We start from the raw sequence: 12,164 nt of genomic DNA on the forward strand, positions 1-12,164 counted from the left end.
TTAATAATCGATTGAAAGGTCATAAATGTTCAGAATTTTCGCAAAACCGAAGGCAGGTTTTTTTTTATTTTCCCTGCTGGTTTTGCTCTGTTCATTCTGCTTAGCCAGAGAGCAGCCGGATAAACCAAAGCCCCAAAACACGGTAGAGGGCTCCTGGGACCCGACAAAATATATAAGCGTCGATGAAATTCGCCCCGGAATGGAGGCGTATTGCCTCACCGTATATAAGGGGGCAGAGATAGAAAAGTTCGGCCTGGAGGTTTTGAGCGTAGTCCGCGATGTAGAGCCTGGCAAAGATGCGATTTTGGTCCAGGGGACAGATGAGCGTTTTATCCACAGCGGTCCGGTGTGGGGCTGCAGCGGCTCGCCGGTTTATATTGACGGGCGCATGGCCGGGGCGCTGGCATACTCGTACTTTTTCAGCAAGGACCCGCTTTACCGTGTGACACCGATTAGAGAAATTCTCAGGGCCGGATACCAGAGGAATCCGGCGGGCAAGCCTAGGGCGGCAGGAGCTGCAAGGGATATTCGGGAGCCTGCTTTCACATTTGATTTTTCCAGGCCGATTGATTTTGCTGAAATTAACAGGCAGATTACAACCAGCCGTCTTCCGGCAAAAAACAGCCGCGGCGGCCTGACGTCTTTGGTTTGTCCGCTGGTTACCTCCGGTTTGCCTGCTGAAGTTTGCGAGCAGCTAAACGCCTCAATTGAACCTTTCGGGCTTGCAGCTGTTTCCGGTGTTTCTGGCGCAGGGACATCAAACGCAGTAAAAAACGTTTGGCAGCCAAACGACGTCAAGTTGGCGCCGGGGGCCTGTCTTGCAGTTCCGCTTGTAAGCGGTGATATAACAATGGCGGCGATTGGGACGGTAACCGAAGTTTCAGGCGATAAGGTGTATGCTTTTGGACACGGATTTCTCGATATCGGTGAGATTGATTTGCCGATGGCCACCGGCCAGGTGCATACGATAGCATCGAGCGTGATGCGTTCTTTCAAGTTCGCCAGCCCCATCGAAATTGTCGGCGCTCTGACGACAGATGAATCGACGACGGTCTGCGGGCGAATCGGCGCACAAGCCAAAACGATACCGTTGGTGATAACGGTGGACCGGTACAATGACGCCAAGAAGCGGGTGTATAACTGCCGTATCGCTGACAATCAGCTGCTGACTCCGCTGGTGCTTCGCTCGGCTGTGGCCGGTGCGGTCCTTATGGTCGGCAGTTTACCGCCGGACCATACGGTTGAGTATAAGGTAGTTATTGACGTAGATGGAACCGCTCCCGTTGTTTTTGAAAACGTCTCAACTGGTGCTGGCTTGGAGGAGATACTGGAAGAAGGCATTGGCTCTGTTACGGTGCTTTTGAACAATCCGTATAAGAAGGTTGACATAAAATCGATTAATTTTGATATTCGCATAGTTCCGAAAAATGTCACTTCGAGAATATGGTCGGTCAATTTGTCGGCTTCGAGGGTAAAAGCTGGACAGGATCTGGATGTAAGTGTGGTTGTGGAATCTTTCTTGGCAGAAAAGAAAGAATACCGCCGCACCCTGAAAATACCCCGCGACCTGGCGCCGGGCAAATATGATTTGATTGTATGCGGCGGCCGCGGTTATCAGGAATTTCTTATGAAAACTGCGCCGTATAAATTTATTCCCCAGAATATGGATACTCTTGTTGAGGCTATGAATAATCTTCTTACTATCGGCAGAGATAAATTGTATTGTCTCCTGGTACTGCCGGCTGCCGGTATTGCGGTAGAGGGGGCCGAGCTTCCTGATTTGCCGGCCACTAAGGTATTGCTCATGCAGGATGTCAAAAGGACATTGAGAAGCCAGCCGCACCCGCGCTGGCTCGAAGAGAGTTTGGCGACAGGCACAGTTATTATCGATGAAAAAGTTATGCAGATAACGGTGGAAGAATAATAGGAGTGAAGATGAAAGTCAAAAAAGAGCACAAGAGCACAAGAACACAAGTGCTATGGTTTTGTGTTTTTGGTTTTTTTCTTTTGTGTCATTTGGCACAAGCAGATTGCTGGGCGGTTACCAGTAAAGTCACACGGCACAGCAGCAGTGAGGATTTGTCGAAAGGCCGGACGAAAGATGTTGTGGTCGGCTCAGAAGGAACGCTTCAGCTTGGCCGGGCTGCCGAAGTAATAGTTGAGAAGTTCGAGGACACAAATGCGAAAAAGAGCGCTTCGGAACCGTGGTCGATAAACAGCATAGTTGTAAGCGGAGGAACCGTTTACCTCGGCACAAGTCCTAACGGCGGTATTTACAAGTACAGCCTCGGCAAGCTGACAAAAATTTATCCGCCGGAATCGGAGAACACGAAACCAGCTGGTAATGAGCCGAATGACTTAACTAAACTTGACGGCGAGATTGTTGAGGCACAGCAGTATTTGGCGAACAAGCATGTTTTTGCAATGGCGACCGATATGGCCGGCAGGCTTTTGGCCGCTGTAAGCGGCGACAAATGCGTGCTGTACCGTTTCGAAACGGACAAAATGAAGGAGCTCAAAGTAATCTTCGAGCCGAACGACGCCAAGTATATATTCGCGATAGCTGTTGACGGCACCGGTAATATTTATCTTGGCACCGGGCCGGAGGGGAAAATCTACCGGCTTGATTCTTTCGGCAGAGAACCGCAACTTCTTTATCAAAGCCGCGACAAAAACATACTTTCGCTGGCAATCGGAAAGGACAATTTTATTTACGCAGGCAGTGACTGCCGCGGACTTGTTTATAAGATAAACCCCCGCGATAAGACAGCGACTGTTTTGTACGACAGCGACCAGACGGAGATTGCCTCGCTTCTATTTGCCTCAGACGGCAATTTATATGCAGCGGCAACATCGGCTGAGATAGTTCAGCCTCCGGTTGAGCCAGCACAACAGCCTTCGGCCGGTCGCCCAGAGGTCGAAGTAGAACTGCAGGAAAGCGTTCCTGAAACCGAAGATGGGGTGAAACTTGAAATTGCGAATACGAAGGAAGACGTCAACGAAGAGCTGCCGCAGTGGGGAATATCTGCTTCGCGACCGTCTAAACCCGCCGAAGCCAGTTGCATATACAAGATAAGCAAAGATGGTTACGTGACAGATATATTTACGGAGACCGCAGTCCTTTTTTGCATGGCAGAACAGGAGCAGAAGCTGCTTATCGGGACAGGAAACGACGGCAAGACTTTTACCGTTGACCCTGCCTTGGAACAGAGGGCAATTATTTATAAGGATGAGTACGCATCGCAAATAGCCGCTATAGCCGTAACCGGCGATGACGTTTATCTCGGGACGGCAAATCCTGCGAAGCTGATAAGGCTGGGCAGGGCATTTGCTCGCGAGGGAACGTACACTTCCGGCCCTGTAGATGCAGGCCAGCCGGCCGACTGGGGAAAGCTACAAATCGACGCCGACATTCCGCAGGGCTGCAAAGTTATGGCTGCCTGCCGCAGCGGAAACGTCAAGGATGTTAACGACCCGACTTTTTCAAGCTGGACTGCCCCGGCCGAAGTCAACGGGCCGGTGCAGATGAAATGCCCGCTCGGCAGGTTCTGTCAATATAAGCTCGTTTTGCAAACCGAAGACAGCCGAAAGAGTCCGCTTGTAAGAGAGATTGCTGTTGCTGATACTGTTCCAAATCTGGCGCCGAGAGTCGAGTCGGTCAGCACCGAGAGAATCGAATCAGCGGACAAAAAGGGTATGTTGAAAATCAGCTATGACACCAAGGACGATAACGGCGACAAGCTGATTTACAAAATAGATTTTCGAAAAGTCGGAAGAGAGAACTGGATTGAGCTAAAAAAAGAGGTGGAGACAGACAGCTTCGAATGGGACGGCAGAACAGTTGAGGATGGACGCTATGAACTCAGAGTGACCGCAAGCGACGAGAGAAGCAATACCACAGCAACTAAATTAACAGGCAGTAGAATAACTAAGCCGGTGGTTGTTGATAACACCGGGCCGGTTATTAAAAAGTATTCTATTGAAAGCGGCGAAAGAGCCGTAGTGCTGAGGATGCAAACATCAGACCAGCTAAGCGCAATCGGCAAGGTGGATTACACCCTCGACAGTAACGCCGAGTGGATAAGCGCTGTGCCGGACGATTTGGTCTATGATACTACCGAAGAGGATTTCACTATTACTATCGAACAATTGGGCGCCGGCGAACATGTAATCGCTGTAAGGGTCTCTGATGACCTCGGCAATACAACCTATAAAACCTTTGAGTTTACCACAGCGGACACGGTTAAAAACCCAAAGGGGAAAGCCCTTAAGAGGGCTGGCGGCCGATGATTATGCGAAATATCGAATTTAAAAAAATAGCCGATACAGTCGAATCTCTTTGCATAGCAAGCGGCTACGAGCTTCCGCCGGATGTTCTGGCTGCTCTCGAAGATGCGGCAAAGAAGGAATCCAATCCAACGGCAGTGAAGATATTAAAACAGCTTATCGAGAACGCCCGCGTAGCAAAGGACGAAAAGATACCGCTTTGCCAGGACACTGGGCTTGCGGTTGTTTTCGTCGAGCAGGGCTGCGAGGTGTTTGTTAAGGCAGATGGCGGACGGACATTATCCGATGCGATTAACGCCGGCGTCGCGGCAGGTTACAAAAATGGGTTTATGAGAAGCAGTGTAGTCGCCGACCCGCTGAATAAACGCAAAAACACCGGCTCAAATACGCCTGCTGTAATTCATTACTCAATCGTCCCGGGTGATAAGTTGAAGATAACCGTCATCGCAAAGGGCGGTGGTTGTGAGAACAAAAGCCGGTTCAAGATGTTCAATCCGACAGCAGGCAGAGAAGAAATAATCGAATGGATTGTCGATGTTGTAAAGCAGGCCGGCGCTGATGCCTGCCCGCCGCTTGTTGTCGGCGTGGGAATCGGCGGCAATTTTGAGCTAAGCTGCCTGCTTAGCAAAAAAGCGCTGCTGCGAAATCTTCAGCAAAGAAATGGTGACGAATTTTATGCCCAGCTTGAGGCGGATTTACTTTCCAGGATTAACGCGCTCGGCCTCGGGCCGCAGGGCCTCGGCGGAGATACCACAGCACTGGCTTGTCTAATCGAAACCGCCCCCTGTCATATCGCTTCGCTGCCGGTTGCAGTCAATATCGAGTGCCACAGTCACCGGCACAAATCAGCGGCCATCTAAGATTTGCTGCACAGGTTTGAGATAGCGATAAAATCTTCAGGTCTAAGCTGTTCAGGTCGATTGTGCGGGTCTATGCCGCACTTCTCAAAAATTTCGGGCCAATTGTCTATTCCCGTGAGCTCACCGGCTGCAAATTTAGTGCAGGCCTTTACCATTTTTCGCCGATGCTGCATAAAGAGATTTATCACCTCGCCGAGAAGCTCCATATTCTGAATCCGGCTGACCTTTTCGGTTTTGCGGACAAAGCTTATCATTGCTGAATTGACCTGCGGCTGGGGCCAAAAGACCGAAGGACTTAAACTTCTTTCTGTTTTCACATCGCCTGTCGCAGCCATGTGTATGCTCAACGTGCCGTAGTGCCTGTCGTTTGGCCCGGCTGTCATTCGTTCGGCGACCTCTTTTTGAATCGTAACATACATAGCATCTGCAACTATCGAGCCTGTTATCAGATTCATCATCAAGGGCGAAGCAATACTGTAAGGCAGGTTCGAAACCAAAAGAAATTTGCCCGGCCGATTTTTACGGGCCTTTTCGATAGCGTCACTTACATTCGGGTTGATGGTGTTCTTATTTTCGAGAATATCGGTATTGATAACCTCGACATTACCGGCATTAGTCAGTTCTCCTGCGGCGATTTCGGCCAGTGTTTCATCCAGTTCGACGGCGATGACCCTGCCGGCACGCTCGGCCAGGGCCTGCGTCAGCGAGCCCGTGCCGCAGCCGACTTCGAGAACAATGTCGCCATTATCAATATTGGCAGAGTCTACCAGCAGGCGCATCAGGTTCAAGTCGATGAGGAAATTCTGGCCGAGCCGTTTGTTCGGCTCGGCGCCTGCCGATGCGAGCAACTGCATGATTTGCTGTTTAGTCTGCATCTGGGACGGCCTTTGCTCGTCTTTCGGCGAAGCCTGGGGTCTGCACCGGATGGTGTGCCTTTTTGACCGTTGCCATTTGAATAGCAGTGGTTACGGCAGCGGCCATACTCGAAGGGTCGGCGACATTCCTGCCAACGATGTCGAAAGCTGTTCCGTGGGCAGGCGATGTCCTGATTATAGGCAGGCCGAGAGTGATATTGACCGCATCCTCGAATGCAAGAAGTTTTACGGGTATCATTCCCTGGTCGTGATACATCGCAACGACGGCGTCGAACTCGCCGCGTGTTGCTCGCAGGAATAGTGTATCAGAGGGAAAGGGGCCTTGACAATTTATCCCCTGTTCCTGCGCAAGCAAAATTGCGGGCGATATTATTCGCTGCTCTTCATCTCCGAATTGTCCATCCTCACCCGCGTGGGGATTCAGGGCGGCAACGCCAATTTTAGGGTTTTCGATATCGAAGTATTCCTTCAATGCGATATTCAATAAATCTATTGGTTCAAAGACTCGGCCGATTGTGAACTCATGCCGGACTTCAAACAGCGCTCTATGAATTGTTGCGAGGGCTACCTTTAGTGGGCCGGCGACAAACATCATTGCCTTTCGCGGCGCTTTGCACTTGTCCGCCAGCATTTCGGTATGGCCGGGCCATTTAGCGCCGGCTGATTTCCAGCTTGCCTTGCTGATCGGCGCTGTTACTATCGCATCGATTATACCGGCTTTGGCCGCCTCGATAGCATCCAGGCAAAAATGTATTGATGCTTCGCCGCCGACCGTGCTGGGACCTTTAATCCAGGACGGAAACGGATGTTCGTCGTAATCGGCCACTACGACTTTATGCGGATAATCTCTGCTGATTTTTTCGTGCTGGAACCTGTCCCAGAACGGCTCTATTTCAGCTTTGTCCGCTGCGTAGCAAAGCTGCTCATTCATACCGAATATGATAAACCTCGCTGCTTTTCTTATCTCGGGCCTGGCCAGCGCCTTTACAACGACCTCAGGACCGATACCGGCCGGTTCGCCCATCGTTATGCCGATGACCATCTGCTCACGTATCGAATTGTTGCTGTTGTTTTTGTTCATCTTTTTGTATAGCGTCTTAAAAGCCCAGCTCTTTTAATCTTTCGGTTGTCAGCGATTGTTTCTGCGGCAAAATCTTTTCAAGCTGCTTGTTTATTGTTTTAGTTATTATGTCGGTTTCGATATTTACCGTATCGCCGGCTTTCGCCTGTCCCAGCGTAGTTTGCTTCAGCGTCTCAGGTATTATCGAGACGCTGAAACTATCTGCGTCCATATTTGCTATCGTCAAACTTATCCCGTCAACGGCGACCGAACCTTTGACCACCATTTGGGCGAGCAGGCCGGGACCGGCTGCGAATTTTATATCGGCAAATTGTCCCTGCCGGCTGATTGCCTTAATCGCTGCAATACCATCGACGTGACCGAGGACGAAATGCCCGCCGAACCGGTCGGCTGCCTTCATAGCAAGCTCCACATTTACAGGCGAAGAAGATTTCAGCCTGCCAAGCGTTGATTTTGTCAGTGTTTCGCTGCTGATATCGAACTCTGCGAGACTGCCCCGCAGTTGGGCAATAGTCAGGCAGACGCCGTTTACGGCTATACTGTCGCCGAGTTTGCACTCGTCAGCCAGTTTGCCCAAATCTACGGCCAGACGCATTCCGCCGCCGGCTGTGTAAGCCGACTTTACCGTGCAAATTGTCTTTATAATCCCTGTGAACATAAAATTTATTACCGGCTTCTTATGATTGATTATTGATAGAAGCTGGTCAGACGCTATAATTGATTATAAGAAATCAGCTATCAACTATCAATTAGAAAGGGGTAGGTCAGATGAATACATTCTGGTTGAAAATCGCGGCTATTGCGGTTGTCATTGCGGTTGTGATTGTCCTGATAGGTGTTTTTTCGTCTTCCGAAAGGCCTCAGTCTTTAACTAAAGAAACAGTTGCGGAACCGGCAAATGAGCCGGAGGCCAGGCCGAAGACCTTCTACGAGCAGGTCGAAAAAGATAAAGAGGAATTTTCATCGCCGCCTAAGCTGCCGGAGCAATCGGCCCAAAAGCCCGCGGAGGAGCATGTAAAGCAGCAGGTTCCGGAGCGAAATCAGCCCATCCGGTCACCTGCGGCTAAGCCATCTGCGGAACCGGCCAAGTTATACTTCAGTCCGCTTTCCGAGATAGACAAGGTAGAGGCCGAACGGCTCCTGAACGTGGCCGTGTCAGGCCGCAGTATGGGACGACTGCCGCAGACGGGTTACATGCTTATGGTCCAAAGCTGCCGGCAGATTATCAGTAAATGGCCCGACAGTTGGTATGCATATAACGCAAAAAAAATGCTCATTGATATGCCGGAACGGTTTCGGGAGCGGTACAAGATATCACAACAAGAACTGGATATAAGCGAATTTAACAAACAAAGACCGGGAACCGAACTTTACAATAGTACCATTGAGGAGGAATCTCCTTAAATGGCATCGATTACGACAGCCGGTTGTGTGCCGGTAATTTCAATCACCGCTGATTGTTTGCCGCAGGCGTGGGAGAAAGCCGTCCTGGCGGTATGGGACAACGGTCTTGAAGTCAAAACACAGTACGACAAACCCGATGACCCGCCCAGCAAAGACGCGACCGTTATAGTTACCATAACCAACCCCTTCGCTGAGCCGAGAATCCATAAGAATTTTCCCGGCGGTCCCGCTGAGCTCGAGACATATCGACAGGAAGTTGTCGACGGTATTCATGACCATTGGGTTGACGTTGCCGCCGGCAAGTGGACATATACCTATCATCAGCGGCTGTTTGCCTATTGCTCTATGGAAAATCCGCGAGGCGGGGCATCAGAAAAAATCGACCAGATTCAATATATTATCGATGCACTTTCCGAAGTCAGTCACACCCGAAGGGCACAGGCGATAACGTGGATGCCGAGCGTTGATACGGAGACGGGCCATCCGCCATGCCTGCAAAGAATCTGGTGCCGGCTGATAGATTGCGACGGCACAATGTCACTCAATATGAATACGCACTGGCGAAGCAGGGACCTTTACAAGGCCTGGTTTATGAACGTCTATGCTCTTACCGACCTCCAGAGAATAATTGCCGGGAAGATTTCCGCGAAAATCAATCGACAGGTAACTGTGGGCAGATACGTTGATATAAGTGATTCACTGCATATCTACGGCAGCTATTTCAAGGATGCCGGCAAAGAAGTGGAAAAGATGCGGCAAAGTCCGTTTGGCGGGCGCGCCTGGCAAAGCACGCATCCTGCTTTTGAAATGATGACAAAAGAGGCCAGGGAGAAATTGGCAAAAGACCCCGACTCGTCACGCCTTGCCCGATAGGATGCGGAGCGTGCCGGTGCACAAACCGGATGTTCCTGCGAACTTTATCGGGCTGTTCATAAAGATTCAGAAAAACGAGCATCTTCATTTGGCCATCTGCGATTTTTATATTAGACTTTAATTGAGGTCAGGCAGATAAAGGGAGCGATGTAAGTTTAACTTCGGTTTTTCCCGGGTTACGACCGCTCAGTGATACTCTGTATCATCAGCCTGGCTTAATTATCCTGCCGCTGCGGAGGAAAATCGGCGAATAAACATCAAGGCAGGAACGCAAACAAACTCTCTTGCGGTATGCAAGGGGTGAGGAGAAAATTTTTTTGGGGGGGCCATATAAGTTTCTTTCCGAGTTGGGTCTCTGCGCCCCTGGTGCAGAGACCTTTTTTTAAAAAAATCATCAGCAAAAAAAAGCTGTGAGTTTTTTTAAACTTTTTCCCTTAGTGTTTGTCCTGCCGTAGATTGAGAACGTCAAAAATAAGATTTAACAACCCCCCATTTTGACTATTTACAAAGTTTTGCGAGATTTTCTTTGACATACTATATGTTGGGGTTACAATTTAGAGGCAGGCGATAGGTAGTGTTGTTTTGATAAATTATAAATGGCTTTTGTTAAATTTTTCGAGGCGGGCTTAGTTCGTGAGATGTCCCTTTTGCAAGGAAGATCACGATAGGGTTGTTGATTCGCGTTCAAGCGATACCGGCAGAGTAATCAGGCGCCGGCGTCAGTGCCTGGCGTGCAAAAAGCGTTTTACTACCTATGAAAAAATAGGTGAGAGTTTTAAGCTCTGTGTGGTCAAAAAGGACGGCTCCCGTGTCCCTTACGACAGAGATAAAATCGTCGGAGGTTTGCAGAAGGCCTGTTACAAAAGACCCGTCTCTGTTGAACAGATTCAGCAGATAGCCGACAAAGTTGAGGAAGATATATTTAAGAATTCCGACAAGGAAGTATCGTCGGCTTTTGTCGGTGAAAGCGTGATGAAGCACCTGCAGGGAGTTGACAAAGTCGCATATATTCGCTTTGCAAGTGTCTACAGGGACTTTGAAGATGCAGGTGAACTGATTCAAGAAGTAAGTCAGGCCATTCAGCGGGCCGAGTATAGCGGCCAGCCGAAGCTTTTTGATGCCTGAGAGATAAAAATTACCAGGATAGTTGAGCCATCATTAAATTTTTGCAAGGAGGCAAATGGTGGGGATGAACGTGCGGCTTAAAGTTGTAAAGGCCGATAGCAGCGTCGAAGAATATCTGCACACAAAGGTCATCGGCACTCTCAGCAATGCTCTCGCTTGCGATGGGCAGGCCGATATATACGTCGCCGAGCAGCTTGCGGATGTGGTAACTTATTATCTTTATCGCGGGAAAACCCATCGCACCGTAGCCAGCAGCGAAATCCTCTCGATAATCAAGGCGGTTTTGACCGCCACAGAGTATGAAGGCGCCGCGGTTGCGATAAGCGAGCATCATTTAAACCGCAAGCTTAAACGTTCCAGAACCGAGGTTGTTTTGGTTGATATTAAGCAGCTCGCCGATGCCGAAATGCTCTACGGAGTTCAGCAATCGCCGCGCCGGAGCCGCTGGGACAAGTCTAAAATAGTCAATGACCTCGTAACCGACTACGATGTTTCCAGGGAAACTGCCAGAACGATTGCCTCGATGGTTGAGGAAAAAATATTCAATATGGGTATGACTTCGGTCCCGGCCGGCCTGTTAAAACAGCTTGTTTTAAGTGATACCGCCGCGTTCCTGCAGGCCCAGCGGCAACTCCAGGCCGTCTAAGCAGAATCATATCGATTATTATTTGCCATCTATTATTGCTTTTGTTCGGCTGAGAATTTTTTCCGGTTGTTCATCAGGGTCAATATCGAGCCAGTGAACGTTTTTAAAGGTCTTAAACCACGTCCGCTGGTTCTTGGCGAAACGCCGCGTGTTTTTCTTTATCAGCTCCGCGGCATCCTCTAAACTTATCTTACCGTTCAGGTGGTCAATTATCTCAGCGTAGCCGATTGCGCATCCGGCCTGCTGGCTTAAGGGTTTTTCTTCGGCCAGCAGTGCTTTGACCTCATCGACAAGGCCTGCTTCGATTATTTTTTTTGCCCGCAGGTTTATCCGGCTGTTTTCAACGCTTTTTTCCCTTCGCAGCCCGATTATCGTCCAGTCGTGCAAAGGTTTTTCTGCGTCGAATTGCTGCTGGAAACTCGAAATTGGTTTTCCGGTGAGCTTGTAAACTTCCAAGGCGCGAATTATACGTTTGCGGTCCCTGCGGCCGATGCGCTCGGCGGTGACAGGATCGATTTCGGCTAATTGCAGGTGCAGTTCTTCCAAACCTCCGGCTTCTGCTTCGATCTGCAGTTCGGCACGTATTTGCTTATCGCTTCCCGGCCCTTCGAACAGGCCATACAGCAGGGCCTTTATATAAAGGGCGGTTCCTCCGACCGCGATTATTCTCTTTTTGCGGTTTTTTATCTGCTCAGCCGCGTCGTAGGCCAAATCGAGAAATTTCCCGACGTTGAAATCTTCACTTGGTTCAACCACATCGATGAGGTGGTATTTGACTCGTTCCTGCGCCTGTCGGGGCGGCTTGGCTGTGCCGATATCCATCCGCCGATAGACCTTCATCGAGTCGATACTGATTATTTCAGCACCCAGGTTTTCAGCCAAGTCAAAGGCCAATCGTCCTTTGCCTGATGCGGTAACGCCTATTATTAACAAACTGCTGGTATTCATAATTTACTGTGAAAATCCGTCAATAACGGGTATAATACGAAGTTTAGGTCAAAAACGCAAAATTA

Annotated in this window: 11 protein-coding genes; 7 read left to right on the forward strand and 4 right to left on the reverse strand. The window is 49.7% G+C overall.

From position 1 onward, the window contains the following. Nucleotides 1-25 precede the first annotated feature (25 nt). The 3 genes from PHG53_00195 to PHG53_00205 are packed head-to-tail and all read left to right on the forward strand — an operon-like array spanning nt 26 to nt 5,147. Nucleotides 26-1,924, forward strand: a complete 1,899-nt coding sequence (locus PHG53_00195; protein ID MDD5380046.1) for a SpoIVB peptidase S55 domain-containing protein — start codon at nt 26-28, stop codon at nt 1,922-1,924. A gap of 11 nt (nt 1,925-1,935) precedes the next feature. Beyond that, a complete protein-coding gene (locus PHG53_00200; protein ID MDD5380047.1) occupies nt 1,936-4,290 on the forward strand; it encodes a hypothetical protein in 2,355 nt (784 codons plus the stop codon). Nucleotides 4,291-4,292: 2 nt separating this feature from the next. Further along, nucleotides 4,293-5,147, forward strand: a complete 855-nt coding sequence (locus PHG53_00205) for a fumarate hydratase (protein MDD5380048.1) — start codon at nt 4,293-4,295, stop codon at nt 5,145-5,147. Here PHG53_00205 and rsmA read toward each other — a convergent pair. Genes rsmA through ribE form a run of 3 tightly spaced genes read right to left on the reverse strand, consistent with a single transcriptional unit; the run spans nt 5,144 to nt 7,761 of the window. Continuing rightward, nucleotides 5,144-6,022, reverse strand: coding sequence for a 16S rRNA (adenine(1518)-N(6)/adenine(1519)-N(6))-dimethyltransferase RsmA (rsmA, locus tag PHG53_00210; protein MDD5380049.1), 879 nt, complete (start codon nt 6,020-6,022; stop codon nt 5,144-5,146). The genes PHG53_00205 and rsmA overlap by 4 nt on opposite strands. Further along, nucleotides 6,012-7,103: a 4-hydroxythreonine-4-phosphate dehydrogenase PdxA gene (pdxA, locus tag PHG53_00215; GenBank protein MDD5380050.1), complete on the reverse strand. Its 1,092-nt coding sequence runs from the start codon at nt 7,101-7,103 to the stop codon at nt 6,012-6,014. Before pdxA ends, rsmA begins: the two co-directional genes overlap by 11 nt. Before the next feature lie 16 nt (nt 7,104-7,119). Then, nucleotides 7,120-7,761 (reverse strand): riboflavin synthase, encoded by a 642-nt coding sequence (gene ribE, locus PHG53_00220; GenBank protein ID MDD5380051.1) that lies wholly within the window; start codon nt 7,759-7,761, stop codon nt 7,120-7,122. A gap of 110 nt (nt 7,762-7,871) precedes the next feature. On the opposite strand from ribE, the gene PHG53_00225 reads away from it, so the two are divergent. The 4 genes from PHG53_00225 (at nt 7,872) to PHG53_00240 (ending at nt 11,151) form a co-directional block, all read left to right on the forward strand. Continuing rightward, on the forward strand, nt 7,872-8,507 hold the full coding sequence (locus PHG53_00225; protein MDD5380052.1) for a hypothetical protein: 636 nt from the start codon (nt 7,872-7,874) through the stop codon (nt 8,505-8,507). Further along, nucleotides 8,508-9,380 (forward strand): thymidylate synthase, encoded by an 873-nt coding sequence (locus PHG53_00230; GenBank protein MDD5380053.1) that lies wholly within the window; start codon nt 8,508-8,510, stop codon nt 9,378-9,380. A gap of 633 nt (nt 9,381-10,013) precedes the next feature. Next, on the forward strand, nt 10,014-10,505 hold the full coding sequence (gene nrdR, locus PHG53_00235; GenBank protein ID MDD5380054.1) for a transcriptional regulator NrdR: 492 nt from the start codon (nt 10,014-10,016) through the stop codon (nt 10,503-10,505). Between the two features lie 64 nt (nt 10,506-10,569). Continuing rightward, nucleotides 10,570-11,151, forward strand: a complete 582-nt coding sequence (locus PHG53_00240) for a hypothetical protein (GenBank protein ID MDD5380055.1) — start codon at nt 10,570-10,572, stop codon at nt 11,149-11,151. 18 nt (nt 11,152-11,169) lie between these two features. On the opposite strand, the gene miaA is transcribed toward PHG53_00240, so the two are convergent. After that, on the reverse strand, nt 11,170-12,099 hold the full coding sequence (gene miaA, locus PHG53_00245) for a tRNA (adenosine(37)-N6)-dimethylallyltransferase MiaA (protein ID MDD5380056.1): 930 nt from the start codon (nt 12,097-12,099) through the stop codon (nt 11,170-11,172). Nucleotides 12,100-12,164: the final 65 nt, after the last annotated feature.

This window comes from Phycisphaerae bacterium (assembly GCA_028714855.1).
In the GTDB taxonomy this organism is placed as follows: Bacteria; Planctomycetota; Phycisphaerae; order Sedimentisphaerales; family Anaerobacaceae; genus CAIYOL01.

Bases quoted from the DNA above. Each gene is read 5' to 3' on its own strand.
- PHG53_00195 (MDD5380046.1), top strand. From the start codon at position 26: ATGTTCAGAATTTTCGCAAAACCGAAGGCAGGTTTTTTTTTATTTTCC.
- PHG53_00200 (MDD5380047.1), top strand. From the start codon at position 1,936: ATGAAAGTCAAAAAAGAGCACAAGAGCACAAGAACACAAGTGCTATGG.
- PHG53_00205 (MDD5380048.1), top strand. From the start codon at position 4,293: ATGCGAAATATCGAATTTAAAAAAATAGCCGATACAGTCGAATCTCTT.
- rsmA (MDD5380049.1), bottom strand. From the start codon at position 6,022: ATGCAGACTAAACAGCAAATCATGCAGTTGCTCGCATCGGCAGGCGCC.
- pdxA (MDD5380050.1), bottom strand. From the start codon at position 7,103: ATGAACAAAAACAACAGCAACAATTCGATACGTGAGCAGATGGTCATC.
- ribE (MDD5380051.1), bottom strand. From the start codon at position 7,761: ATGTTCACAGGGATTATAAAGACAATTTGCACGGTAAAGTCGGCTTAC.
- PHG53_00225 (MDD5380052.1), top strand. From the start codon at position 7,872: ATGAATACATTCTGGTTGAAAATCGCGGCTATTGCGGTTGTCATTGCG.
- PHG53_00230 (MDD5380053.1), top strand. From the start codon at position 8,508: ATGGCATCGATTACGACAGCCGGTTGTGTGCCGGTAATTTCAATCACC.
- PHG53_00240 (MDD5380055.1), top strand. From the start codon at position 10,570: ATGAACGTGCGGCTTAAAGTTGTAAAGGCCGATAGCAGCGTCGAAGAA.
- miaA (MDD5380056.1), bottom strand. From the start codon at position 12,099: ATGAATACCAGCAGTTTGTTAATAATAGGCGTTACCGCATCAGGCAAA.